The sequence below is a fragment of the Sinorhizobium terangae genome (assembly GCF_029714365.1).
In the GTDB taxonomy this organism is placed as follows: Bacteria; Pseudomonadota; Alphaproteobacteria; order Rhizobiales; family Rhizobiaceae; genus Sinorhizobium; species Sinorhizobium terangae.
The window spans coordinates 2,325,948-2,351,702 of the sequence record NZ_CP121659.1 but is presented as its reverse complement, the minus strand read 5'-3'; the positions used below and the strand labels follow the sequence as shown (position 1 = coordinate 2,351,702).

At 63.1% G+C, this 25,755-nt stretch carries 22 protein-coding genes and 1 riboswitch; of the genes, 8 read left to right on the top strand and 14 right to left on the bottom strand.

Translation table 11 applies throughout. The annotated features are described in order from the left end of the window. Positions 1 to 35: 35 nt before the first annotated feature. Positions 36 to 1,217, bottom strand: a complete 1,182-nt coding sequence (locus tag QA637_RS11245) for a LysR family transcriptional regulator (protein WP_153436347.1) — start codon at positions 1,215 to 1,217, stop codon at positions 36 to 38. A 133-nt stretch (positions 1,218 to 1,350) separates the two neighbouring features. On the opposite strand from QA637_RS11245, the gene QA637_RS11240 reads away from it, so the two are divergent. The 6 genes from QA637_RS11240 (at position 1,351) to ertB (ending at position 8,848) form a co-directional block, all read left to right on the top strand. Continuing rightward, positions 1,351 to 2,889, top strand: a complete 1,539-nt coding sequence (locus QA637_RS11240) for an aromatic amino acid lyase (protein ID WP_153436348.1) — start codon at positions 1,351 to 1,353, stop codon at positions 2,887 to 2,889. Between the two features lie 30 nt (positions 2,890 to 2,919). Further along, positions 2,920 to 4,302, top strand: a complete 1,383-nt coding sequence (locus tag QA637_RS11235) for a hydantoin-5-propionate amidohydrolase (protein WP_153436349.1) — start codon at positions 2,920 to 2,922, stop codon at positions 4,300 to 4,302. Then, positions 4,299 to 5,564: a Zn-dependent hydrolase gene (locus QA637_RS11230; RefSeq protein ID WP_153436350.1), complete on the top strand. Its 1,266-nt coding sequence runs from the start codon at positions 4,299 to 4,301 to the stop codon at positions 5,562 to 5,564. The genes QA637_RS11235 and QA637_RS11230 overlap by 4 nt, the downstream gene beginning before the upstream one ends. After that, positions 5,565 to 6,662, top strand: coding sequence for a thiohydantoin desulfurase (ertC, locus tag QA637_RS11225; protein ID WP_283061465.1), 1,098 nt, complete (start codon positions 5,565 to 5,567; stop codon positions 6,660 to 6,662). A 12-nt stretch (positions 6,663 to 6,674) separates the two neighbouring features. Further along, positions 6,675 to 7,004 carry a TfoX/Sxy family protein gene (locus QA637_RS11220; protein ID WP_184108539.1) on the top strand — a complete coding sequence of 110 codons (330 nt, stop codon included), beginning with the start codon at positions 6,675 to 6,677 and terminating at the stop codon, positions 7,002 to 7,004. A gap of 185 nt (positions 7,005 to 7,189) precedes the next feature. Beyond that, a complete protein-coding gene (gene ertB, locus QA637_RS11215) occupies positions 7,190 to 8,848 on the top strand; it encodes a thiourocanate hydratase (RefSeq protein WP_153436352.1) in 1,659 nt (552 codons plus the stop codon). Between the two features lie 18 nt (positions 8,849 to 8,866). Here the strand turns inward: ertB and QA637_RS11210 are convergent, their stop codons facing one another. The 5 genes from QA637_RS11210 to QA637_RS11190 all read right to left on the bottom strand — a co-directional run bounded on the left by QA637_RS11210 (position 8,867) and on the right by QA637_RS11190 (position 13,828). Then, positions 8,867 to 9,628 (bottom strand): SDR family NAD(P)-dependent oxidoreductase, encoded by a 762-nt coding sequence (locus QA637_RS11210; protein WP_153436353.1) that lies wholly within the window; start codon positions 9,626 to 9,628, stop codon positions 8,867 to 8,869. A 4-nt stretch (positions 9,629 to 9,632) separates the two neighbouring features. Then, positions 9,633 to 10,451, bottom strand: coding sequence for an ABC transporter permease (locus tag QA637_RS11205; protein WP_153436354.1), 819 nt, complete (start codon positions 10,449 to 10,451; stop codon positions 9,633 to 9,635). Beyond that, a complete protein-coding gene (locus QA637_RS11200) occupies positions 10,451 to 11,317 on the bottom strand; it encodes an ABC transporter permease (RefSeq protein WP_153436355.1) in 867 nt (288 codons plus the stop codon). The genes QA637_RS11205 and QA637_RS11200 overlap by 1 nt, the downstream gene beginning before the upstream one ends. A gap of 219 nt (positions 11,318 to 11,536) precedes the next feature. Beyond that, positions 11,537 to 12,697 (bottom strand): polyamine ABC transporter substrate-binding protein, encoded by a 1,161-nt coding sequence (locus QA637_RS11195; RefSeq protein ID WP_153436356.1) that lies wholly within the window; start codon positions 12,695 to 12,697, stop codon positions 11,537 to 11,539. Between the two features lie 51 nt (positions 12,698 to 12,748). After that, positions 12,749 to 13,828 carry an ABC transporter ATP-binding protein gene (locus QA637_RS11190; RefSeq protein ID WP_184108540.1) on the bottom strand — a complete coding sequence of 360 codons (1,080 nt, stop codon included), beginning with the start codon at positions 13,826 to 13,828 and terminating at the stop codon, positions 12,749 to 12,751. Between the two features lie 183 nt (positions 13,829 to 14,011). Here QA637_RS11190 and QA637_RS11185 point away from each other — a divergent pair, with 183 nt between their 5' ends. Both QA637_RS11185 and QA637_RS11180 read left to right on the top strand, forming a co-directional pair. Further along, complete coding sequence (locus QA637_RS11185) at positions 14,012 to 14,815, top strand: helix-turn-helix transcriptional regulator (RefSeq protein ID WP_153436357.1); 804 nt, start codon at positions 14,012 to 14,014, stop codon at positions 14,813 to 14,815. A gap of 208 nt (positions 14,816 to 15,023) precedes the next feature. Next, positions 15,024 to 16,301 carry a low temperature requirement protein A gene (locus tag QA637_RS11180; protein ID WP_234886727.1) on the top strand — a complete coding sequence of 426 codons (1,278 nt, stop codon included), beginning with the start codon at positions 15,024 to 15,026 and terminating at the stop codon, positions 16,299 to 16,301. Positions 16,302 to 16,421: 120 nt separating this feature from the next. Here the strand turns inward: QA637_RS11180 and QA637_RS11175 are convergent, their stop codons facing one another. The 8 genes from QA637_RS11175 to QA637_RS11140 all read right to left on the bottom strand — a co-directional run bounded on the left by QA637_RS11175 (position 16,422) and on the right by QA637_RS11140 (position 25,734). After that, entirely contained in the window at positions 16,422 to 18,647 is a 2,226-nt protein-coding gene (locus tag QA637_RS11175; protein ID WP_153436358.1) for a TonB-dependent siderophore receptor, read from the bottom strand. 185 nt (positions 18,648 to 18,832) lie between these two features. Beyond that, positions 18,833 to 19,717: a helix-turn-helix domain-containing protein gene (locus tag QA637_RS11170; RefSeq protein ID WP_153436359.1), complete on the bottom strand. Its 885-nt coding sequence runs from the start codon at positions 19,715 to 19,717 to the stop codon at positions 18,833 to 18,835. A 198-nt stretch (positions 19,718 to 19,915) separates the two neighbouring features. Then, positions 19,916 to 20,389 (bottom strand): 6,7-dimethyl-8-ribityllumazine synthase, encoded by a 474-nt coding sequence (locus tag QA637_RS11165; RefSeq protein ID WP_283061461.1) that lies wholly within the window; start codon positions 20,387 to 20,389, stop codon positions 19,916 to 19,918. A 90-nt stretch (positions 20,390 to 20,479) separates the two neighbouring features. Continuing rightward, positions 20,480 to 20,652: riboswitch (FMN riboswitch) on the bottom strand. A 123-nt stretch (positions 20,653 to 20,775) separates the two neighbouring features. Further along, positions 20,776 to 21,837, bottom strand: a complete 1,062-nt coding sequence (locus QA637_RS11160; protein ID WP_153436361.1) for an ABC transporter ATP-binding protein — start codon at positions 21,835 to 21,837, stop codon at positions 20,776 to 20,778. A gap of 4 nt (positions 21,838 to 21,841) precedes the next feature. Then, the gene (locus QA637_RS11155) at positions 21,842 to 22,630 is read right to left on the bottom strand and encodes an ABC transporter permease (protein ID WP_153436362.1); all 789 of its coding nucleotides are present in this window, start codon (positions 22,628 to 22,630) and stop codon (positions 21,842 to 21,844) included. Beyond that, positions 22,627 to 23,511 carry an ABC transporter permease gene (locus tag QA637_RS11150; RefSeq protein ID WP_153436363.1) on the bottom strand — a complete coding sequence of 295 codons (885 nt, stop codon included), beginning with the start codon at positions 23,509 to 23,511 and terminating at the stop codon, positions 22,627 to 22,629. Before QA637_RS11150 ends, QA637_RS11155 begins: the two co-directional genes overlap by 4 nt. Positions 23,512 to 23,582: 71 nt before the next feature. Further along, positions 23,583 to 24,686 (bottom strand): ABC transporter substrate-binding protein, encoded by a 1,104-nt coding sequence (locus QA637_RS11145; protein ID WP_184108541.1) that lies wholly within the window; start codon positions 24,684 to 24,686, stop codon positions 23,583 to 23,585. Positions 24,687 to 24,876: 190 nt separating this feature from the next. After that, positions 24,877 to 25,734: a MurR/RpiR family transcriptional regulator gene (locus tag QA637_RS11140; RefSeq protein ID WP_153436364.1), complete on the bottom strand. Its 858-nt coding sequence runs from the start codon at positions 25,732 to 25,734 to the stop codon at positions 24,877 to 24,879. Positions 25,735 to 25,755: the final 21 nt, after the last annotated feature.

Genomic DNA, 25,755 nt, shown 5'->3' with positions numbered 1-25,755 from the left:
ATCAGCAGCTTCGTGCAACCTCGTTAGAAGACGATTCAGGTCCGCGCCGTGCCCGTCTTCATCATCCGGAAGATGGCTTCGCCAGCCTGGGCCCAAAGCGCCTTTCTGGGCCAGACGAGGGTGAGGGATTGTTTGTATCGGGGCGCGAGGCGGATCATCGCGGGCGGGCGATGGACTCGGGAGAGCGAGCTTTCCGGCAATATCGAGAGGTAGCCATGGTGGCTGACGAGATTGATGATCACAGGGATCGAGTCTACATCGATCAGGGTCAGGCGCCGCCGCTCGCTTTCGCTCAGCGTATCTTCCAGAAAACGCGTCGCCTCGCGCCTCAGTCCGCTCTTGGCACTCGGCATTGCGATCGGGGAGGCGCACAGCAGGCGCGCGAAGTCGCCGTCCATTTCGGAAAGTATCGCCGCGGCGCCAGCGAGCGCCAGTGGCGTTTCCGATACGAGCCGGCCATCGAATTCGCTGGGGAAGTCGGCGACGTCGAGGAGTGCGGCGTCAAAGCGCCGGCTCTTCAGCCCGGCGATGAGTTCGTCCGCCGTGGTGCTTGAAATGAACAGGTGCTGACGGGGGCGGGAAGCATGCCAGGCGGCCGTCAGCGCCGCCAGCATGCGCGCGATCTCGCTCTCGGGGCCGAGCGGCATCACCGCACCGAGACGCCATGTCGTCGCGTCGCGGCGAAAACGGTCGTCCGACGCGCGCGTCAGGCGTCCCCAGCATTGAAGCAGTTTTTCCGCAAGAGGGATGGCGGCAAGCGCTTCTTCTGTACAGACCACCCCGTGATGGGCGCGCTCGAACAGTGGATATCCGAGGTGGCGTTCGAGGTCCGCCATCTGGCGGGTCAGTTGGGGTTGGCCGAGGGCGAGCATCCGTGCGACCGAGCGAATGCTGCCGTTGCGGGCGATCTTCACGAAACGGTCGAGCGCCGCCAGGCTGACGGGCGGGATCGGGCCAGGCGCAGGGCTCCCGAGGCGGCTGGCGAGAAGCGTTGCGGTTTCCGCCGCCTCCGCGATGTCGGCGATGCGCGCCTGCGCCTCTAGCGTCGGCACGAGCATGGCGCCCTCGCGGCGAAGCAGCGGCACTGAAATTGTCTGCTCGAAGCGCCGGACGGCGGCGCTGACGCTCGACGGCGGGCGCCTGCAGAGCTTCGCCGCACGTCGTATGCCACCTTCCCGCAGCGTCGCGTCAACAAGGACGATCGTCGCAATATCCACGAACCTACCCGCGCCTTGACCAGCGATGCCGATCGATCTGTTCGAGTTTCGGCATCATTCGTTCCGAATTTGGGATATACCACGCATCGGCACTGTGCGCATAGCATGCTCGCAAAAGAGGTTTCGTTTCAACATGCTGCAATCGGTCAAGACCATCGTCCTGTGCGGAAAACCGCTCGACTTCGGGCTCCTCGAAGAGATCGGCTCCGGGCTGGCGCGACCGGTCGCGGATGATGCCGGCATGGAGCGGGTGGCCGCTACGCACAAGGTTGTTGCCGACCGCGTCGCGATGGGCCTGCCGGTCTATGGCTCGAACACCGGCGTCGGCTCGATGAAGGACCGGCTATGGACGGCGGACGACCTCGCCGAATTCAACACTTCGCTCGTGCGCGCCCATCACTTCGGCACTGGCGAATTCTTTGCCGCGCCGATCATCCGCAAGGCGATCGCCATCCGGGTCAACACCGCGATGCGCGGGCACACGGGATGCAGCCCGGAACTTATCGATGCCTTCGTCGCGCTTCTCGAGCGGGGCATCGTCCCGGCCGTGCGCCGTCATGGCTCGATGGGCTGCGCCGATATCGGCCTGATGGGCCAGGTTGCCTCCGTTCTGACGGGCGTCGGCGAGGCCTATTACAACGGCCAGCTGATGACGGCGGAGTCGGCGCTGACGGAGGCGGGGCTCACCCCCTTCGTCATGCGGGCGCGCGATGCGCTCGCCGCGCTGAGTGTCAACGCCATCTCCTACGCGGCGGCGGGCGACGTCCTGCGCGAGGCGGCGTCAGCGATCCGCGTCCTGCTCGTGACTGGCGTCATGTCGTCTCGCGCGCTCGGCGCCTCGGCCGATCCTTGGCTGGTGGCGGCGACGCTTTCGACGCGCGGCGAGGCACTCGTCGGATCCTGGCTCTACGGCCAGTCGGGCATGGCGGATTGGCCCTTGCCGACGGCGATCCACGATCCGCTAAGTCTGCGCATGACCGCCCAGGTCTTCGGCGCCGTCGTCGACACGCTGCTGGTGGCCGCTGGCCGGCTTGTCGAGGCAACCTATCTCTCGGACGACAATCCCGTGGTGCTCGGCGGCCAGGTGCATTCATCCGGCGCGTCGCTGCCGCTGACGACGACGCTCTATATCGAGGCGGCGCAGATTGCCTTTTCGCATGTGGCGCGCAATGTACTGAACCGCTGCATCCTGCTTTCGAACGGCGGAAGGCGCAATCTCTCGGTCAATCTCGTTGCCCCCGGGGAGGTCGCCACCGGGCTCGGGCCGCTGATGAAGCTCGCGGTCGAACTCTACATGCGTGTCCAGTCGCTTGCCGTACCCTTGTCTGCGCAGTCGATCGTCGTTGCGGGCGGACTGGAGGAAGAGGCGACCTTCCTGCCGCTGATCGTCGAACGCATGGAGGCGCAGGTTCGCGACCTCCGGCAACTGGCGGCGATCGAGGCGATGCTGTCGGCACAAGCCATCGATCTCGTCGGCGACGAACCAAAAGGCGTCGTCAGGCTCGCCTATGATCGCACCCGCTCGGTCAGCCCGATCTATCTCAAGGACCGGCCGCTCTCGAAGGAGATCGAAGCGCTGCAGGCGGCGTTCACCGACCATGACCTGTTGCGCGCCTTCGTCGAGTCTGCGCCGATGCCGGAATTCGACGATTTCTTCGCGTTGTCCAAATGAACTGGCAAAATGAACGGGAAGGGAAGAGCAATGTCCGACTTCGATCTCGTTCTGAAGGGCACCGTCGTACTGCCGCATCGCGTCGTCGAAGGCGGACATGTGGCGGTGCGAGACGGCAAGGTGGTGCATGTCGGGCAGGGAGCAGCCCCGTCGGCACGAGAACGGCACGAGCTCGGCAGGGCGCTGATCCTCCCCGGTGCGATCGATGCCCAGGTGCATTCGTTGTCGCAGAAGAACCAGGAGGATTTCATCTGGTCGACACGCTCGGCTGCCGCCGGCGGCGTGACGACGATCGTCGACATGCCCTTTGACGAGGGCAATCTCGTCTGCTCGGCGGAAGCGGTCAGACGGAAGATCGCCCATGCGAGCCCGCAGGCCCGCGTCGATTTTGCGCTCTACGGTACCATCGATCCCGAGGAGGGGGCGTTGCGGATTGGCGAGATGGTGGAGGCCGGTGTTGCCGCCTTCAAGTTCTCGACGTTTGGAACGGACCCGAAACGGTTCCCGCGAATTCCCGCTGGATTGTTGGAGGAGTGCTTCCGGGCGATCGCCCCGACAGGACTGACCGCCGGCGTTCACAATGAGGATGACGAGGCGGTACGGGCCGCGATCGATAAGGTCAAGGCCGCCGGCATCAGCGACTATCGGGCCCACGGTCTTTCGCGGCCGCCGCTGACCGAGCTTCTTGCGACCAACCAGATCTATGAGACGGGTGCCGCAACCGGCTGTCCAGCGCATGTGGTGCATTGCTCGCTTGGCCGCGGCTACGAAATCGCGGCTGCCTATCGGGCGCAGGGCCATGCCGCGACGATCGAGTGCTGCATTCATTATCTCACTTTGGACGAGGAGAACGACGTCCGCCGCCTCGGCGGCAAGGCCAAGATCAACCCGCCGATCCGCCCGCGCGCGGAGGTTGAAAAACTCTGGCGGCATGTGGCTGACGGCAATGTGACGCTGGTTTCGACCGATCATGTGAGCTGGTCGGAGGATCGCAAGACCAATCCGGATATGCTTGCCAATGCGTCCGGTGTGCCGGGCCTTGAGGTGATGGTGCCGCTGTTCGTCAAGGGTGCGCTGGAGCGCGGCATTCCGCTGACGCGCGCCGCTGAGCTTATGGCGCTCAACCCCGCGCGGCATTTCCGAATCAACCACTGCAAGGGAGCGCTCGAAGCCGGCAAGGATGCCGATATTATCGTCATGACGCCGGAATCCTATGTCTATGATGCGGCGACAAGCGGTAACAATGTCGTCGGCTGGTCGCCCTATAACGGCATTCGCCTGCCGTGGCGGGTCTCCGCCACCTATCTGCGCGGACGCCTCGTCTGTGATGGCAGTCGGGTCGTCGCGGAGCCGGGCACCGGTGCCTTCGTGCGGCCGTTGCCGAGCCTGCCGCTTCGGGAGCCGCGGCAATGACCGCATCGCAAACCAATCTGCCGGTCGATGCGCGCCGCATCGCCGATATCGTCAGGGGCCTGGAGCGCATAACCGAGCCCGACCACCCCTACACCCGCCGCGCCTTCACGCCGCTATTTCTCGAAGGTCGCGCCTTCCTCGAAGAACGGTTCAGCGCCGCGGGTCTCGATACGAGGATCGATGCGGCCGGCAACCTCATCGGCCGGCGCAAGGGTCGCAAACCGGCGCTCGGCACGATCATGCTCGGCTCGCATTCCGATACGGTGCCTGAAGGCGGCCGCTTCGACGGGATCGCCGGCGTTGCGGCGGCGCTCGAAGTGGCGCGATCCCTTTCTGACGCCGGTATCGAGCTCGACCATGATCTGGAGATCGTCGATTTCCTTGCCGAGGAGGTGTCGATCTTTGGCGTTTCCTGCGTCGGCAGCCGCGGCATGGCGGGGGTCGTTCCGGATGGCTGGCTGAGCCGTGCGCACGACGAGCTGACGCTCCGCCAAGGCATCGTCAAAGTAGGCGGTGATCCTTCCCGTCTGCCTTCGTCCAAGCGCTCCGACGTCAAGGCCTTCCTGGAGCTGCATATCGAGCAGGGGCCGGTGCTCGAGGCCGAGCGCCTGGATATCGGCGTGGTGACGGCGATCTCCGGGATTACCCGCATCGAGATCATCGTCGAGGGGCAGGCGGATCATGCGGGCACGACCCCGATGGGGCGCCGCCGCGATGCGCTTGTCGCCGCCTCGCGGCTTGTGCTGGAGATCGAGAAGCTCGGCTTTGCCCATGCGGCAGGCGAGGGGCACTTCACCGCGACCGTCGGCGAATTCGAAATCGAGCCCAATGCCGCCAATGTCGTGCCCTCGCGGGCGCGGCTCTTGATCGATGCCCGCGCCGAGTTGCGGCCGCAGATGGACGTGTTCATCGCGGAGGTCGAAGCGCTTGCCGCACGCATCGCCGAGGAGGTCGGTGTCACAATCACGCCGAAGGTGATCTCCGACAATCACCCGACACCCGGCGATCCATTGGTTCTCGCGACGCTGGAAGCGGCCTGCGGGCGCGTCGGCGCGCGGCATCGACTCATGGCTTCTGGCGCCGGGCACGACACGGCTTGGATGGGCCGGATAACGAGATCCGCGATGATCTTCATTCCCTGTCGCGATGGCCGGTCGCATGCGCCCGAGGAATGGGCGGAAAACGACGATATCGCGCTTGGCGCGGCGGTGCTGCTCGAGGCAGTGCTCCGGCTCGACGGACAATTGCAGGAGAAGACGTAGATGGGCCGAATATTGACGGAAAAGGATGTCGAGGCGGCAGTCAAGGGCGGCTCCGTCTACGCGGCGGGCGGTGGCGGCTGGGCGGATCACGGGCGAATGCTGGGGCTTGCGGCGGTCTCGATCGGCAAGCCGGAGTTGGTCTCGATCAACGAGCTGGAGCCGGACGATTGGGTGGCGACCGCCGCTGCAATCGGCGCGCCGGCCTCCACCACGCCGTGGGAGATGCGCGGTGTCGATTACGTGAAGGCGGTTGAACTGCTGCAGGAGGCGCTCGGCGAAAATCTTACTGGCCTGATCATCGGGCAGAACGGCAAGTCCTCGACGCTGAATGGCTGGCTGCCCTCGGCGATCCTCGGCACCAAGGTGGTTGATGCCGTCGGCGATATCCGCGCCCATCCGACAGGCGACATGGGATCGATCGGTCTCGCCGGTTCGCCTGAACCGATGATCCAGACGGCGGTTGGGGGAAACCGCGAGGAAAACCGCTATATCGAACTCGTGGTCCGGGGTGCAACGGCCAAGGTGTCGCCGATCCTGAGGACCGCTGCGGACATGTCAGGCGGCTTTATCGCCTCCTGCCGCAATCCTGTCCACGCGTCCTACGTCAAGGCCAATGCCGCGCTCGGCGGCATCTCCATGGCGCTGACTCTGGGCGAGGCGATTATCGCTGCGGAAGGCAAGGGCGGCAGTGCCGTCATCGATGCAATCGCAAACACCACCAACGGCTCCATTCTTGCCGAGGGAACCATCACCGACAAAACCGTCGTCTATACCAAGGAAGCCTTCGATATCGGCACTGTTACGCTCGGGAAGGGCGATGACTCAACGATACTCCATGTGATGAACGAATACATGGCCGTGGAAACGCCGGACGGCACTCGCCTTGCAACCTTCCCGGATGTCATCACCACGCTGTCTCCGGAAGGCGAACCCTTGAGCGTCGGGCAGTTGCAGGTGGGCATGACGGTCTTCGTGCTGCATGTGCCGAAGTCGGTGATCCCGCTCGCCTCCAGTGTGCTCGACCCGTCCGTCTATCCGCCGGTCGAAAAGGCGATGGGGATCGAGATTGCACGCTACGCCTTGGCGGGGAAGCGTTGACGGGAGGGCGATGTGGCGCGCGATCCGGGGCTTGAGGAACTGGTGAGGCAAGACCTCGGCGATCGGCCGGGGCTTTCGGAAAAGCCGATGTTCGGTGGTCTGGCCTTTCTCGTGAACGGCAATCTGCTCTGCGGCGCCCGCGAGGATGGAATGCTGGTGCGGCTTGGCAAGGGCAATGACGATTGGGCCTTGGCGCTGCCCGGCATCGTGCAGATGGTGATGGGCGAGCGCCGGATGCACGGCTGGGTGCGCGCCAGCGCGGAGTCCTATGGCGACGACGCCTTGCGCCAGCGCCTGCTGGATGCGGCGCTCGCCTTCGTCGAAGCTTTGCCGCCGAAGTGAATGAAGGAGGGCGCAGCTTGCCCCTCACCCTAGCCCTCTCCCCGCTCGCGGGGAGAGGGAACGGCCGCACCGGTTGCCGCAAGTGCCGGCGGACGCGATGGCCACGATGTCCCCTCTCCCCGCAAGCGGGGAGAGGGTTAGGGTGAGGGGCAAATTCTGCGTCCACGCAACAAAGGACGACCACAATGCCCAAATCCAATCCCCGTCATCCGAACTTTCCGATTCCCGGCGGGCCGGAGCTGCGCGCCAGGGGCTGGCGGCAGGAGGCGCTGCTACGGCTGCTCGAGAACGTCCTTTCGGTCGGCGAGGACCCGGATAATCTCGTCGTTTACGCGGCGCTGGGCAAGGCGGCGCGCAACTGGCCGTCACACCGAGCGATCGTCAAGGCGCTCATCGAGATGGACGAGGACCAGACGCTGGTCATCCAGTCCGGCAAGCCCGTCGGCCTGTTGAAGACCCATGCCAAGGCACCGCTCGTCATCATGGCCAACTGCAACATCGTCGGCCAATGGGCGAAGGCGGAGGTCTTTTACGAACTGCAACGCAAGGGGCTGATCTGCTGGGGCGGGCTGACGGCGGGCGCCTGGCAATATATCGGTAGCCAGGGGGTGATCCAAGGCACCTACGAGATCTTCATGCGGATTGGCGAGCGCCGCTTCGGCGGCGATCTTTCCGGCCGTTTCGTGCTGACCGCGGGTCTCGGCGGCATGGGCGGCGCGCAACCGCTCGCCGGCCGCATGGCGGGTGCGGCCATCCTCTGCGTCGACATCGATCCCGAGCGGGCAAAGAAGCGCCAGCAGGTCGGCTATCTTCAGGAGATCGCGCCCGACCTCGACGCGGCGCTCGCGATGATCGACGCGGCGGTCAAGGAGAAGCGGGCGCTGTCCGTAGGGCTCATTGGCAACGCGGCGGAAATCTATCCGGAGATCGCCCGGCGCGGCATCGTGCCCGACGTTGTCACCGACCAGACCTCGGCTCATGATCTCGTTTATGGCTATGTGCCGAAGGGCATGAGCCTCGACCAGGTGCGGTCGCTGCGCGAAGACGGGCAGGGGCAGCTGATGGCGGCGAGCCGCGCCTCGATCGTCGAGCATGTGAAGGCCATGCTCGACTTCCAGAAAGAGGGCGCGGAAGTCTTCGATAACGGCAACCTGATCCGCACGCAGGCGCGGGAAGGGGGTGTTGCCAACGCCTTCGATATTCCGATCTTCACCGAGGCCTATCTGCGGCCGCTCTTTGCCCGCGCGATCGGCCCGTTCCGCTGGATGGCGCTTTCCGGCGAGGCGAGCGACATCGCCGTGATCGACGACCTGCTCCTTGAAATGTTCCCGGACAATCGCATCATCACCAACTGGATCCGGCTTGCGCGGCAGCACATTCCCTTCGAGGGTCTGCCGGCGCGCATCGCCTGGCTCGGCCACGGCGAACGCACGGCGCTTGCACGGCGCGTCAATCAACTGGTCGCAAGCGGCGAGCTCAAGGGGCCCGTCGCCTTCTCGCGGGACCATCTCGACGCTGGCGCAATGGCGCATCCGAATATCATGACCGAGCGGATGAAAGACGGGTCGGATGCGATCGCCGACTGGCCACTGCTCGACGCGATGCTGCTCTGTTCTTCGATGGCCGATCTCGTCGTCGTCCATTCGGGCGGAGGCGGCTATGCCGGTTACATGACGAGCTGCGGGGTGACGGTCGTTGCAGACGGCACGAAGGCCGCCGACGAGCGGCTCGACCACGCGCTGACTAACGACACGTCACTCGGAGTCATCCGCTATGCGGATGCGGGCTACGACGAGTCCTTCGAGGAAATCGCCGCAAAGGGCATCGGTCATGTGAAGGTCTGATGGTGCCTCGATGGCGTGTCAGACGACCGTCTCCCCGCCATCGACCACCAGAATCTGCCCGGTCATGTAGGACGACCGATCGGAGACGAGAAAGAGGATCGACTCGGCGATTTCGTCGACGCTCGCCCAACGGCCGAGCGGCACCTTCTCGCGGATATAGGCCTCGATCGCGCCGCGCCCGCCCATTTGCGCAATGAAGGGTTCGTTGAAGGGCGTATCCACCCAGCCGGGGCAGAGCGCATTCACACGCACACCGTATTTCGCATAGTCGCCGGCCATCTGGCGGGTCATGGCGATGACGGCGTGTTTCGTCGTCGTGTAGGCGATCATCTCGCGGTCGTAGAGAACTCCGGAGGACGAGGAGGTGTTGAGGATGACGCCGCGGCCCACCGCCTTCATCGATGGCATGACGAGGCGGGCGGCCATGAAATGGGCGCGGACGTTGAGGCTCCAGGAGCGATCGAAGCCCGCCACGTCGACGCCTTCGAGATCGCCGGCAACCTGGGCACCGGCGTGATTGTGCAGGATGTCGATCCGGCCGTGGCGGTAAAGCACGTCGGCAATGCCATCGGAAAGCGCCTGGTCGTCGGTCACGTCGATCGCCAGCGGCTCGGCGCTGCCTGCGGTGCCGGCGATCGCCGCGACGGTCGCTTCCGCGGCCTTCCGGCTGCGGTCGACAACCACGACATGGGCGCCTTCGCGCGCCATGATGGCAGCGCCTGCCTGACCGATGCCAGAGCCTGCTCCGGTGACGATCGCGACCCGGTCTTTCAGGATCATTGTTTCACTCCCCGGATTTGCTTTTCTTTTCGCGCATGAGAAGGCGCGCTGTCAGGATCAGGAGCAGCGAGGCGACCAATACCAGAGTCGCGATCGCGTTGATTTCCGGCGTCACGCCGCGGCGGATCGAGGCGAAGACATAGATCGGCAGGGTCGTCTTCGAGCCGGCGACGAAGAATGCGATGATGAAATCGTCGAAGGAGAAGGTGAAGGCGAGCAGGAAACCGGCGAGGATCGACGGCAGGATCTGCGGCAGCACGATCAGGCGGAAGGTGGTGAGCGGCGTCGCGTAGAGATCGCTCGACGCCTCGACGATGTCACGGCCGAGGCTCGCGATCCGCGCCTTGACGATCATCGTCACCAGCGCCATCGAGAAGAGCCCGTGGGCGGCGATGATCGAGCCGTAGCCGAGGCCGAGCTGCGGCGGCTGATCGCCTGGCCAGATCGTCGCGAGCGCGGGATTGACGAAGGAGAAGACGGCGACGAGCGCGACCAGCGTGGCGATGCCGATGACGACGCCCGGCACGACGATCGCCGCGGCGAACAAGGCGTCGAAGACGGCGCGTGTACGCATGCCGAGCCGCTCCATGCCGAGTGCTGCCATGGTGCCGAAGATGGCGGCGAGTGCGGCGCTGGTGAAGGCGATCATCAGGCTGTTTTCGAGCGCCGAGACCAGGAACGTGTTGCCAAGCGCCTTGCCGTACCAGGCGGTCGAGAAGCCGGTGAACTCGCTCGCATTGCGGCCGGCATTGAAGGAAAACAGCACGACCAGCGCGATCGGCGCGTAAAGAAAGAGATAGACGGAGGAGATGAAGGCGCGCATCAGACGAGGTCCACCTGTCTTGTGCCCGCGACCTTCCAGGCGATCCGCATCGCCACCATCAGCACCACGACGACGACGGCGACGAGGGTGACGGCGATCGCCGAGCCGAACGGCCAATTGCGCGATTGCAGGAAGAGATCGACAAGCGCATTGCCGATGAAGAAGACCTTGCCGCCGCCGAGAAGCTGCGGGATCAGGTACTCGCCGAGGAGCAGGATGGTGACGAGCGCGACGCCGGTCATCACACCGGGTAGCGAAAGCGGCAAGGTGACGCCGAAGAAGGTGGAGACCGGTTTGGCGCCGAGATCGGCGGAGGCCTCCAAGAGCCGGCGGTCGAGCTTTTCCAGGCTCACATAGATCGGCATGATCATCAGCGGCAGATAGCCATAAACGATGCCGAGCAGCACGGCGCCGGGCGTGTTGAGCATCCGCACGTCCTCGATGCCGATCATCGAGAGCAGATTGGGAATGCCGCGCGAACCGAGGATGTACATCCAGGCATAGGTGCGCACGAGCAGGCTCGTCCAGAACGGCACGACCACCAGCGAAACGAGGATGAGGCGATAGCGCGGGTTCGCCCGGACGGCGAGATAATAGGCGACGGGATAGGCGACCAGCAGGCAGAGCATGGCGCCGGCGGGTGCAAGCACCAGCGTGTTCCAGAACGCCGCTGCCCGCGTCGGCAGGTTGGCGAACTGGGCGAAGGTGAAGGCGGCCTGATACCCGCCCTCCGGCGCGCGTTCGCCAAAGGCAAAGACGAGCATGGCGATGAAGGGGAGCACGAGAAAGACGCAGAGCCATGCCGCCGCCGGCGCAACCAGCGCCGCCGTCACCAGGTTCCTCTTCGTGTTCATTGCCGCTCGCATGAAGTTCGGTCCGTCAAAATGCACTTAGATCGAAGGCCCTCATCCGGCCTGCCGGGCCACCTTCTCCCCGCAAGCGGGGCGAAGGTGACTCGTGGCGCCCGCTTCGTTCCCTCTCGCCCATGGCGAAGAGGAGAAGGGGACGAATGGCACGAATGGCACTAGCTTGTCCCCTCTCCCCGCTGGCGGGGAGAGGGATAGGGTGAGGGGCGAATCTCGGAATCACGCCGACTTGAAACGCGCCATCAGCTCGGCGCGGCCGGGATCGGTGAGCGTCACGGCGGCGCCGAATTCGAGCGGCGTGAGCGCCGCCTCGTCCGGATAGACGATCTTGTTCGAAGTGACGTCGGCCGGCAGAAGTTTCAGGACGCGGCTGTCGGTCGTCGGCGCGCCGTTGGCAATGTGCTCCTTGACGGCGTTTTCCGGCGTCATCAGGTAGTTGAGCAGCGCGTAGCCGGCGGCCTTGTTGGCCGCACTCTTCGGGATGGCGTAGAAATCCGACCAGATCTCGCCGCCGTCCTTGCCGAGCACGAATTGGATTTCCGGCATGTCGCGGTTGAGCTGCGCGCCGTCATTGGTCCAGCACATGGTCATCCAGGCGTCGGTCGCCCGCATCGACGGCTGGTAGTCGCTGTTGATCGCATAGAGGTGGGGCTTCACCTTGATCAGCAGTTCCTCGGCCTTGGCGAGTTCGTCCGGCTTGACGGAGTTGAAGGAAAACCCAAGCGAGACCAGCGCATTGCCGATGGTGGTGAGCTGGTAGTCGTGCACCATGGCGCGGCCGTCCGCCTCGGTCATCGCCACGTCGAAGAACTCCTTCCAGCTCGTGACCGGGGTCTTGATCTTGCTGGAGTTCACTGCGATGCCGGTCGTGCCCCAGTTCTTCGGCACGGCATAGGTCTTGCCGTCGACGATACCCTCGTTGGTGAAGCGGGCGTTTTCGGTCGAGGCGTCGTACTTCGGCAGCTTCGACATATCGAGCTCGTCGATCAGGCCGAGCTTCACATAGGTCGAGATCGTGTAGTTCGTCGGGACGAAGAGATCCCATCCGGTGCCGCCCGCCTGGAGCTTCGCCAGCATTTCCTCGTTCGAGCCGAAAACGTTGACCTCGACGGCAACGCCGGTTGCGGCCGTAAAGGCCTCGAAGGTGGCGGGATCGTGATAGTTCGGCCAGGTCGCGATCGACATTTGCGTGCCGAGGTCGCCGGCGAAGGCCGTGGAATTGAAGAGGCCAGGCTGGCGCGCGAAGACGGCGGCTGCAAGGCCGAGACCGGTCACGCCGAGGAAGTGGCGGCGCGTAACCGAGCCGCGCTTCAGGCGCATCAGCTCGTCGGCAAGCTTTTCGGCAGTAATCGGGGCATTCTCTCTGTACCACTTGTTCATGATGCTGTTCCCTTATCGTTGACGTGCAGTGATGGCAGCAGGTCCGGCGGTTCAGGCCGGGAAGACGTGAAGCGCGTTGGGATCGAAGGCGAGCCCGATTCTTTCGCCGGGCTCCGCGAGATCGCTTTCGTTGAGGCTCCGGCGGTCGGCGGTCACCAGAAAGTCGCCGAGGCCGTCGACCTCGACGGAATATTCGACTGACGAGCCCAGGAAGATGCGGTGGGTGACTGTGCCCTGAAGCGTCGCCGCGCCATCGCGGACGAGGCTGATCGCTTCCGGGCGGAGTGCAACCATGGCCGCGCCGAGTGTGCCGTTGGCGCTCGCGGGTTTCGCAAGGCCGACGCCGTTCGCCAGCCGGATCGAATTCGTGCCCGCGTCGACGGTGGCGGCGATGCGGTTGGTCTTGCCGACGAAGTCGGCGACGAAGAGGCTCGCTGGATGGTCGTAGATCTCCTGCGGCGGACCGATCTGGACGATACGGCCGGTGCTCATGACACAAACGAGGTCGCTCATCGATAGCGCCTCTTCCTGGTCGTGGGTGACCAACACGAAGGTGATGCCGAGTTCGCGCTGCAGGCTCTGGAGCTCGATCTGCATGGCCGTCCGCAGCTTCTTGTCGAGGGCGGCCAGCGGCTCGTCGAGAAGCAGCACCTTCGGCTTGTTGACGATAGCGCGGGCGAGCGCCACGCGCTGCTGCTGGCCACCAGACATTTCGTGGATGCGGCGCTTGCCGAAGCCGCCGAGGCGCACCATCTCCAACGCCTCCTGTGCCCGACGGGCGATTTCCGTAGCGGCGATGCGTGGGCGCATCTGCTTCAAGCCATAGGCGACGTTCTGCTCGACATCGAGATGCGGGAACAGTGCATATTGCTGGAACACCATGTTGACCGGCCGGCGATAGGCGGGCACGCCGTTCATCGGCTGACCGCCGACATAGACCGTGCCCTCGCTCGGTTGCTCGAAGCCGCCGATCATGCGCAGGCAGGTAGTCTTGCCGCAGCCGGAAGGGCCAAGCAGCGCCACGAACGCGCCTTTCGGCACTGCGAGGTTGATGTCCGAGACGGCCGTCACGCTGCCATAGCGTTTGGCGACCGAACGGAATTCGATGTCGTTCGTCGAAGCGGATGTCACGTCTGTTCCCTGCGGTTGTTCTTCGAGGATGTGGCACTCCTGGCCCCATCTTCCACCGTCATTGCCAAGCAGCCTAGTCAAATGCGGTGGCGCTGGTATATACCCCAAGAGAGGTATTTCAACCCGGATTGCCCTGTGGAAGGAGTATACCCTGAAGCGGCAAAAACGGGCGGGGAGTGCGATTTGAGTATCGACCTCGATGGACTTTTTCAGGCGCTGGCACCCTTGGTCGACGGCGTGCCGATGAAGGATCAAGCCGTCGGTGGCGCATTTCGTCGGCTGATGTCGACCCTGATGAACTTCGATTATGTCGTCGTCTTCGCCTATCGCGGCAAGGAGCGCCCGATCGATCTCTACAGCACCTTCGACGCGAAGGATCACGTTCTCTTCGTCAGCCTCTATCAGGCCGGGCCCTATCTGCTCGACCCCTTCTATCACGCCGCATGCGCGCCGAAGCCCGGCGTCTGGCGGATGCGGGAACTGGCGCCGGACCGCTTTTTCTCCAGCGAATACTACCGCACCTACTACGTCCAGACCGGGCTTGCGGAGGAGATCGGCTTTTTCGTCCCGATCAGCGGTGAGATCACTGTCGTCCTCTCGTTGATGCGACGCGAGGCGACCGGCACCTTCAGCGCAGCGGAATTTGCTTTGCTCAGGAGGGCCGAGCCCTTGGTGGCGGCGCTTGTACGCCACCACTGGGCCGATCTCGGCCGCCGCTTCGACGCGGCGCTGGCGAAGACGGGGCGAGGCCGGCGGAAGGCGACGCATCCGCCCGCCGACGGCGTCTGGCAACACCTGAACCTGACCGAAAGGGAGGCGGCGATCATCGAACTGGTGCTTCAGGGGCATTCGTCGGAATCAATTGGCCTGAAGCTCGGCATCTCGACGGGCACCGTCAAGGTTCACCGGCGCAACGTCTATCGCAAGCTCGGCATCTCCTCTCAGACCCAGCTTCTTTCGCTCTACCTCAGGAATCTCGGCCAGTAAGGCCTGGGGCGAGGAGCTGGTTTCGGTTCCCGTCTCGACGTTGCGGCCTTGACTGCCTTCCGGTGAATATTTGAGGATGCGCGCATTTCCTTCTGCATCTTTCCTTAAACCGGAGCGGTTTAAGGAAAGATGCAGCAACTCAAAGTGCTACAGCGACCTTCGTGCGTCTGAAAAGCCGCACGGCGGTGTAGAAGAGCCGGAGCGTTCGATGTCCGAGATCCCGCAACACAAGCCGCCTTCGGTTGCTCATCATGTCGCCAGAATGAGCGGGCGGGATCCGCACGAGGGACATCGCGTCGCGACACCGTTGGAGTTGCTCTTCGACCTGACCTTCGTGATCGCCTTCAGTCTTGCTGCCGCACAGCTCGCGCATCTCCTGGCTGAGGGGCACTTCAAGGCCGGGCTGATTGGCTTCGGTTTCGCGAGCTTCGCGATCTGCTGGGCCTGGGTGAATTTTTCCTGGTTCGCTTCGGCCTACGATACCGACGACTGGGTGTTTCGCTGCGTAACGATGGTGCAGATGGTCGGCGTGCTCATACTCGCCATCGGGCTGCCGCCGATGTTCGAGTCGATCGACAAGGGCGAAAATCTGAATAACGGCGTCATGGTGCTCGGTTATGTCGTGATGCGGGTCGCCATGGTGTTCCAGTGGCTGAGGGCGGCGCGCGAGGATCCGCTCCGCCGCAAGGCCTGCACCACCTATGCGGCGGCGGTCTCGATCGCCCAGATCGGCTGGATCGTGCTGATCTTCATCGATTTCTCCCTGCTCGTCACCTTCGTGTTCGTCGTCGTGCTGACCCTGGTCGAAATGGCCGGGCCGGTGATTGCGGAGTCGCTGCAGGGTGGTACCCCCTGGCACGCGCACCATATTGCCGAGCGCTACGGCCTGCTTGCGATCATCGCACTCGGTGAAGGCGTGGTTGGAACCGTCGCTTCCGTGACGGCCGTCGTCGAGGGAAGCGGCTGGAATGTCGATGTCGCCCTTGTCTGCATCGCCGGCACCGGACTGACCTTCGGCATGTGGTGGATCTATTTCACGCTCCCGAGCGCAGAAATCCTTCACAAGTTTCGCAAGCGCGCCTTCGTCTGGGGCTATGGGCACATGGTGATCTTCGCCGCCATCATCGCGACGGGTGCGGGACTGCACGTCGCTGCCTACTACATCGAGCATAAGGCACATATCTCGTCCGTGGCGGCGGTGATGACGGTCGCCGTTCCCGTTGCGGTCTACATAGGCTTGATCTACGCCATGTACGTCTATCTGGTCAGGGCGATGGAGCGTCGCCACGTCTGGCAGTTCTGCGCCACGGTCCTCGTGCTGGCCGCATCGGTGGGGGCGGCGATGGCGGGCATCGACATGGCGGTCTGCCTTATCATCCTGATGTTCGCGCCGGTGATCACCGTCATCGGTTACGAACGCGCCGGCCATCGCCATAAGGCGCGTGCACTCGAACGCGCGTTCGGTGGCGGGCAGGGCGCGCATTGAGGTCCTGCTTCGGCGTGCAATTGCCGAGTCGCATCAAGGCTTTGCGAGAGACGCCTGTAGATTCGATTCAAGCGCTTCACGAGGTGATTCAATTCGCTCCGGCGTTATGGGCATAGCCGATCACCACGTCTTGCTAAGCTTCAGCGTGAAGGTCCGGCTTTCGCCGTAACCGCAGGTCAAGAGTCCCTGGCATCCCTTGACATATTCCTTGTCGAAGAGGTTGGCGACGTTGAGGGAGGCGGCCCAATCGTTCTTCTCGTATCGGATCGCAGCATCGACGAGCGTGGCGTCTGGCACCTTCTTCGTGTTTTCTGCATCGGCCCAGGATTCGCCCTGGTAACGGACGCCGGCGCCGAGACTCACGCCTTCGAGGGCGCCGCTGGTCACCGTGTAGTCGAGCCACAGCGCAGCCTGCGTTTCGGGTATGAGATAGGGCGACTTGCCGAGCTGCGACGGATTGGTGTCTTCGGTGATCTCGAGATCGGTATAGCTGAAAGCGGAGATGACCTTCCAGTTTTCATCAAGGTTGACTTTGCCTTCAAGCTCGATCCCGCGGGAGCGCACCTCGCCGCGTTGGGTGGAGAGCCCAAGGATGGGCTCAGTCACCTGGACGTTCTGCTTGGTGATCTCGAAGATGGATGCGGTGAACAACCCGTCGATGAACGTCGGCTCGTATTTGATCCCCGCTTCGTACTGGTAGCCCTCTTCGGGCTTCAGTGGCACCAAAGTCGTGACAGCAGGATCAGGGTTGGAGTCGCGTGAACCCACGAGAGGGTTGAAGAAGGTCGCGACACTCACATAGGGCGTGAAGCCGTTGTCGAACTCGTAAGCGAGGCCGGCCCGGCCGCTGAGCGCGCCGTCATCATATCTGAAGTTGGAAGCTCCGGCCCAGGCTGTCGCGCCGTTCTTGAGGTCGGTGTCGACATAGTCGTAGCGCCCATTGAGCGTTACGAGCCAGCCGTCGCCGAAGCGCACCTGGTCCTGGGCATAGATGCCGATCTGCTGTTGCGTGAAGATCTGGTTGATATAGACGGCCGTCGGCCCCTGGGGCGCACCATAGACCGGATCGGTGGGGCTGATCGGTGTAGCGCCTCCCGACGCTCCGATATGGTCGAGCCGGTAGTATTTGTAGTCGAGCCCGGCGAGGAAAGTGTGATTCGTTGCGCCGAGATCGAAATCCGTCTCCGCCCGGTTGTCGATCGAGAAGCTGCCGACTTTCGATGTCGCCTCGAAGCCGATGCGGTTCAGAAGGTAGTCCGGACCGATGGGCTCGACATTGCCGAAGCCCGGACCGACATAGCCGTAGGGGTATGGGTACCGCTCGTGCTTGTGCAGGTGGGCGTAACGCGCGTTCTGGCTAAAGGTCCAGCCATTGTCGAAATCGTGCTTGAACTCATAGCCGAGCATCTGCTGGGCGTAGGTTCCCTCGTCGATATCGGGTTCGCCGAAGTAGGCATTCCGGTCGATCTTGCCGAATGGGGCGTCGACCACCGTTCCGACATAGGGCAGGAAGCCGTTGCCGACATGGACCTGGTCGAGCCCTTGCAGCAGACCGAATACCGTCAGGCTGGTCGCGTCGTCCGGGGCATAGGTTACTTGCGGCAGGATGAAGCCCCGCAGGTCTTCGGAGAAATCCGAGTAATTGTCGCCGCCGGCGATCTTGCCGGTCAGGCGGTAGCGAACGGTTCCGTCTTCGGTCAGCCGGTCATTGACGTCAAAGCCGGTGAAGGCGTTGCCATCGCTGTTGATGCCGATTTCCGTGTAGTAGAGCGGTTCGTCGAGCGGCCGCTTGCTGATCAGATTGATGATGCCGCCCGGATTGGCGCCGCCATAGAGCACGGAGGCAGGCCCCTTCAGCACCTCGATCCGCTCCAGCATGAAGGGATCGATCTGGAAATTGCCGAAGGCGTAACTGAAGAGGGAGAGGCCGTCGAGAAAGACGCCGGTCTGCGCCGCATCGAAGCCGCGGATGTAGAACCAGTCCGTATCGGCGTCGACGCCGAAGGGCGCGGCCATGACGCCGGGCGTATAGCGCAAGGCTTCATCGACCTTGTTGACCACGGCGCGATCGTCCAGTTCCTCGCGACCGACGACCGAGACCGACTGCGGGATTTCGGTCAGCGGCGTCGCGGTCTTCGATCCCGTCGCGGTTGCCTCGGCCACGTAGCCGTCGACCGGGCCTGTTGCGCCGCCGTTCCCCGACGCTCCGCCTTCGACCACCAGTTTGTCAAGCTGGGTGGCGCTGCCGCCCTGCGCCTGCGCCGCTCCGGCGACCAGCAGTACCGCAAATGCCACGCCGCCCGCCAAGACGTCCTTCAAGCGGACCCCGTTGCCATTGTTCTGCATCGTATCTCTTGCCCCGAAATCGGCCCTGCCGCGCTTCACCCCCGAAGAACGCGACCTGGACAGTCGTCCCATTAATAAGATGAGTATTTATCTCAAGTATTTCGACCGGGCTTGTCCGGATCCGGGAAAATTGAACGATCCTGGGCAAATTTCCGCATTGCACCAGGCGGTCGGCGGAGCCGTTTTCAGGAGAGACGGCTCTTTTTCCAAAGCGCCGGCGTCGTGCCGACCGTCTTCCTGAAGACGCGGGTGAAATGTGCCTGATCCGCAAAGCCACTTTCGGCCGCCACAGTCGTCAGCGACCGGTCGTCCTTGATCAGCATTTCCTTGGCGCGTTCGATCCGGGCGTTTGTCTGCCACTGGTGCGGCGCCATGCCGGTCGATGCCTTGAAGGCGTGGCTGAAATGCGATTGCGACAGACCGGTAATGTTTGCCAGTTCTTCGAGCCGGATATTGCGGGCGATGTTTTCCCCGATGTAGTCCACCGCGCGGCGCAGCTGCCAGGCTGCCAACTGGCTGCGCTTGCGGCTCTCGCGCCTGTTGATCTTCATCAGGTCGATGAACAGCGCCAGCGTCAGTCCATCGCCGTAGAGGTCGTGCAGCGGCTGCGGATTGAGGCATTCGGCCGCGATCAATTCTGCGAGGTGGAGAAAACGAGGCTCCTGAAACATCAGCCGAGGCGTCTCGACCGCGCTGGGATCGAGATCTTCCATCAGACGTCGGCTGAGCGCATCGACGTTGAAGTGCAGGTCGAGATGCCGCAGGTACTGGATATCGACGACGTCGGTCCAGAGCTCCACGCCGGCCGGTATGTAGGAGAGGGCCTGCCGATGATAGTTCTGGACGGCGCTTCTGCCGTTCGAAGCGAGCTTGACGCGGCAATTGCCTCCGCCCCTGGCGTCGAGCACGATGAACAGGCGCGGATCTTCCGCGACGTAGTAGCCGCCCGCGTGAGGAATGCATTCGACGTCCCACACATCGGCAACAACACCATTCCAATGACGCCGGTGGAGTCCGCCTACGACAGAGAAACCGCTGATCTTGTTCTGCATGCGCGGCTGAAATGTCATTGTCACATCCCTGGCTCGCTGGGCCTTACGGCCCAACGAAGTGCATAATCTTTCGCTTTAGAGTCAAGTTTCGATATCGCAGTGCATCGGAATTTTCAATTGCGCCGACCACGCAGCAGGCATTCGAGCTTTGCAGGAAAAAAATGGGGCACGACCGGTACCGGTCGTGCCCCTCGACATGTTTGTTCGGACGGAGCCTCAGGCGTCGATCAAGGCCAGCTTGGCGCGGGCGTCGAGGATCTGGGCGCAGGCATTGGCGGCCTCTTCGCCTTTGATGACGAAATGATCACGGAAGAAGGCGATCAGCGGCGCGCTTTCCTGGAAATTATGCGGCGTGAGCACGGCGGAAAGGACCGGCACATCAGTGTCGAGTTGCACGCGCATCATGCCGTCGAGCACCGTGCCGGCGACGAAGTCGTGGCGGTAGATGCCGCCGTCGACCACGAAGGCCGTTCCGAGAATCGCGGAATAGCGGCCGGTCCTGGCAAGCGTCTGTGCATGCAGCGGGATTTCGAGAGCACCGGGGACGTCAAAGATCTCGACGTCAGCCGCGTTGCCGCCGAGCTTCGTCCACTGCGCGACGAAAGCATCGACGCAGCGATCGACGATGTCGGCATGCCAGCGGGCGCGGACAATTGCAATCCTGGCGGAGGGTTGGGAAAGAATGGTCATGGTCTCAAGCCTTTCAGGGTTTGGCGTTTTCCAATGATCCCGTCGGGCGAACATGCACGCGCGAAGAGCCCGAGAAGGGACTCCGCTCCTGCTTGCTCTCTTCCATCCGGACTGTAACCGTCGGCTCCGGAGTCTGACCGGATCTGCTGACCTTCGGATGCGTGGCAGCTTCCGAAGCGCTCGCGGGCTCCAGCCGCATGATCTTTTCGGATCGCTTGGCTGCTACCGCCGGTGGGGAATTTCGCCCCGCCCTGAGAACGCTTGCGACTATATAGGCCGGCAGGGCGCGGTCAAACGCGCGCTGCGACGGAAAAACGGGAAATCGCGACAGATTTTTCCAAGGCGGGCCCCTAGCCGGAACAAATCATTCTGGCGATCAGCGGGACCTATTCGCGGATGACGAGTAGATCCTTGGCGGCGAAGCGTAGCGTGACGTTTTCGCCGGAGACCGGCGGGGTGAGGCCCGGATCGTTGAACGTGTCGAATGAGATGATGTCGTTACCGACGCGCAATTTTGTGCGAATGACGGAGCCGAGGAAGCTCGTCGCGACGACCTCACCGATGAGGGCCGTGTCGCCCTTGGCGCCTTCGGCAATCGAGCCCGCTTCCGGGCGCAGCGCGAGCGAGATGCTGTCGCCACCCTTCATGCCGGCGACCGGCTCCTTCAGCGAAATCCGTTGACCGCCGATGGTGACGGCACCGCTTGCCGGATCCGCAACCTTGCCCTCGATGATGTTCAGCGTGCCGACGAAGGAGGCGACGAAACGGGTCGCCGGCGTGTTGTAGATCTCGAACGGAGTGCCGATCTGGTCGGCGTGTCCGGCATTCATGACGACGATGCGGTCGGAGATCGACAGCGCCTCTTCCTGGTCATGCGTCACGAAGACGGTGGTGATGCCGAGCTGCTGCTGGATCTGCCGGATTTCCTCGCGCAGCGAAACGCGGATCTTCGCGTCGAGGGCGGAGAGCGGTTCGTCGAGCAACAATACTTGCGGCTTGACGGCGAGGGCGCGGGCAAGCGCCACGCGTTGCTGCTGACCGCCGGACAATTGATAGGGGAAGCGGTCCGCCAGGTGCTCGAGCTTAATAAGCCCGAGCATCTGCTTCACCCGTTGATCAATTTCCGTTTTTTGAGCCCCCGCGACCTTGAGGCCGAAGGCGACATTGTCGTGCACGTTCATGTTCGGGAACAGTGCATAGGCCTGGAACACCATGCCGATGTTGCGCTGGTTTGGCTTCAGTGCGCCCTGGTCCTTGCCGTCGATCAGGACGGTGCCGCCCGAGGGAGTCTCGAAGCCGGCGATCATCCGCAGGATCGTGGTCTTGCCGCAACCCGAAGGGCCGAGAAAGGAAACGAACTCACCCTTGTTGATGCCCATGTTGAAGTTGTGCACGACCTGAACCGGGCCGAAGGACTTCTGGATATTGGTCAGTGTCAGGAATGCCATGTGATCAAGCCTTGGCCGGAGCGGATTTCTGGAAGCGGGACACGAGCTGGATCAGACCCATGCTGAGCCAGGTGATGGCGAATGCGATGACGGCGAGCGCCGAAGGCTCATAGGCCTTGTTGGCGCCGACGAGCTGCAGGTAGGGGCCGAAGGCCGGCCGGTTGAGCAGCGCCGCCATCGTGAATTCGCCCATGACGATAGCGAAGGTGATGAAGGAGCCAGACAGCACGCCGCTCATCACATTCGGGAAGATGCAGCGGAAGAGAATCGTCGGCCATTTGGCGCCGAGGCTCTCGGCCGCTTCCGTCAGCGTCCGGACATCGATCGCCCGCATCGCGGTATCCACGGCGCGGTACATGTAGGGGAGCGACAACGTCATATAGGAAAACATCAGGAGCGCGTTCGTCCCGGAAGTCGAGCCGGTCAGCGGTAGCACCGACGAGGAGTTATAAAGGCGCAGATAGCCAAAGACGATGACGATCGCCGGAATGACGAGCGGCAGCAGCGTGATGAATTCGACGACAGGCCGCACTTGCGGCAGGCGGAGCCGCACCCAGTAGGCGGTCGGCACGACGAGCAGCATGCCGAAGACGATGGTCAAAAACGCCATCAGCATCGAATAGCCGAAGGTCTCGCGAAACTGGATATCGGAGAAAACCGACTGATAGGCGTCGAAGGAATAGGCGCCGCGCCGCATGCGTAGCGAGAATTCCAGCGTGCCGAGCAGCGGAATAATGAAGTAGCCCGCTCCGATGGCGATGGCGATCCAGGCGCCGAGGCGTTGTGCTTTCATTTCTGCCACCGTTCGGCGCGCATTCGCAGCCAGATATAAAGAATGTTGGAAATGCCGGTGATGACGATCATGCCGAGCGCCAGCGCATAACCGAGGTTGGCGTTGTGCAGCACGTCGCCGCGGATCTGCGCATAGAGCAAGATCGGGACGATGTTGAGCGAACTGCCGGTCAGTGCGTAGGCCGTGGCGATGGCACCGAAGGCGTTGGCGAAGAGCAGCAGCGTCGTGCCGAGCAGGCTCGGCCAGAGGATCGGCAGGGCCACCATGCGCCAGTATTGCCAGGTCGAGGCGCCGAGGATCTCGGATGCCTCGCGCCATTCCTTCTTCATGCCGTCGAGCGCCGGCGTCAGGATCAGCACCATCAGCGGGATCTGGAAATACATGTAGGTGATGGTCAGGCCGAAGAAGCTCAGGAGGTTGAAGCCGGTCGAATAGAGATTGAAGCCGAACCAGTCGCGCAGGAAAACCGTGACGAGGCCCGTGCGGCCGAGCGTCGCGAGAAACGCGAATGCCAGCGGCACGCCGGCGAAGTTCGAGGCGACGCCGGAAAAGGTGAGAAGGCCGGAGCGGACCCAGGCGGGGACGCCGCCGAGCACGATCGCCCAGGCGAGGAAGAAACCGATCAGCGCGCCGCCGAGCGAGGAGGCGACCGAGACTCGGATGGAGATCCAGTAGGCAGAGAGAATCGAAGGCGTGAAGAGGTCGGCGATGTTCTTGAAAGTAAGTTCGCCCTCCGGCGTCAGGAAGGCGCCGGTCACGAGATAAAGCGTCGGGACGATCAGGAACATCAGCGCGAAAATCATGAACGGCGCGATGCCGAGCCAGTCGATAATCGCCCGTTTGCTGATCCGAGGTGCTGCTATTGCTGTTGTCGTGGTCATCGCGTTTTGGCCGTCCCGGCATCAAGGGAAGCCTCCCCGCCGCGCGTGCGGAGGGGAGGCCGGTCTTGCAATTATTGTACGTTGGCGCCGACGACGGCGTCCCACTTGGTGGTGATTGCCGTCTTGCCGGCTTCCTGCTCTTCGAGCGTCGGGAAGACGGCCTTTTCATAGGCCGCTGCCGGCGGCAGCTTGTCGAGCATTTCCTGCGGGATCTTGCCGTTCTTGGCGAGATCGTTGAAGCGGATCGGGTGGCAATAGCCCTTCAGCCAGCCGAGCTGACCTTCGTCGGAATAGAGGTATTCCATCCAGAGCTTGGCAGCATTCGGATGCGGTGCGAAGGCCGAGATAGCCTGGACGTAGACGCCGGCGACGACGCCCGAAGCCGGAACGACGACTTCGACCGGCGGGTTGCCGTTCAGGCTGTCGCGCCAGGAGAGACCGTTATAGTCCCAGGCGATGATGATCGGGGTGGAGCCTTGGGCGAGCGAGGCCGACTTGCCGATGACCGGAACGAAGTTGCCTGCCTTGTTGACCTCGCCGAAGAAGCCGAGGCCAGCCTCTCCAGCCTTGGCGGCATCCGTCTCACCGGCGGAAAGGCCGGCGGCATAGACGGCCTGCACGGCTTGGTTGGACGCGCGCGGATCGCCGGCAAGGGCGACCGAGTTTGCATAGTCCGACTTCTTGAGGTCGGCCCAGTCCTTCGGCACGTCCTTGACGATGTCGGTGTTCACCACGAACGAGAGAACGCCGTAATAGTCGCCGTACCAGTAGCCGTCGGCGTCCTTGGCGCTATCCGGGATCGAGTCCCAGGTCGAGACCTTGTAGGGCTGGATCAGGCCTTCGGCCTTTGCCGACGGGCCGAAGGAGAGGCCGACGTCGATCACGTCGGGCGCCTGCGGGCCGGTGTTGCCCTTGTTGGCCTTGATGGCTTCGATTTCGTCGCCCGAACCGGCGTCCGGGTTCAGTTCGTTGACTTCGATGCCGTACTTGGCCTTGAAGCCGGCAATGACGTCGCCATAACCGCACCAGTTGTGCGGAAGCGCGATCGTGGTCAGCGTGCCTTCCTTCTTGGCGGCGGCGATAAGCTCCTCGCTCGGCTCGGCGACGGCGATCGCCGACGTTGCGAGCAGCATGGCGGTGGAAAGCGAGAGCAGGCGTTGAGTCTTTGAAATCACTGACGTTCTCCTTATGTGCTTTCGTTCGTTGTAATTTCGGCGATGCTGTTAATGAGGCGCGATGAAACCTGTGTGACAGGCTCTGTCCCGTTCGCGCCATGCGTGTCGGTCGCTGGACGGCGGTCGCTCCGATTTGCACAGCAGCCGCTGGTATCCTGTGAAGGCTGGTCCATAAACAGCCGGTTCCTCCCTAGACCGGCCTGCGGAAGATGCGTGTCGAATCGAACAGGCCTTCAAGCATCTTCATCCGGTCCCGTGTCTCGTCCCAGTTCGTGTTCTGCACGGCTTCGATCAGCGCCTCGACGAGAAAGAGAAGCATGACCGAACTATCCCAGGCCGAGGGCGCCTCGATCTGTACGCGGAAGACTTTGGAAGAGGATTTGGCGACCGGTGAACCCCACTGGTCCGTGACGAGAACGATTTCGACCCCCCGATCTCGGGCGAAGCGGGCAAGCGTTTCCATCTCCTGTTCGTACCGGCGGATATCGAACAGGATCAGAACGTCGCCCTGCTTCATGTCCAGGACGTAGTGCGGCCAGGAGCTCGGGTTGGCGGCAATCTGGGTGACGCCGGTGCGGATGACCTGGAGATGGGTGAAGAAGTAGTCCGCAATCGATCGGGTGATGCGCCCGCCTGCGAGATAGATATTGCGCTTGCAATCGGCGATCAGGGTGGCGGTTTGGTCGAATTCGCGCGGTTCTATTTGGGACAGCGTCTGGCGCATATTTCCCATGACCGCATCGGCGAACCGGTTGAGTGTGTGCGTGCCAGGGGCGCTCGCGGACCAACGATCGTGCTTGGCGATCGGATTGGAGATCGTCGCCTCGAGTTCCTGGTGGAGCCTTGTCTGAAAGTCCGGAAATCCGCGGAAACCTAGCTTCTGAACCATACGTGCCACGGTTGGCGTCGAAACGCCGGCGTTCTCGGCGACCGTGGTGATCGAGCCGAGTCCGGAGACGGGATAGTTGTCGAGAAGTGTTTCCGCCAATCGCTTCTCGGCGCGCGTCAGCGCCGGGAAATGTGCGTTGATCACATCCGACACCGTCATGGATGCCGCTTTGCTGGTCAA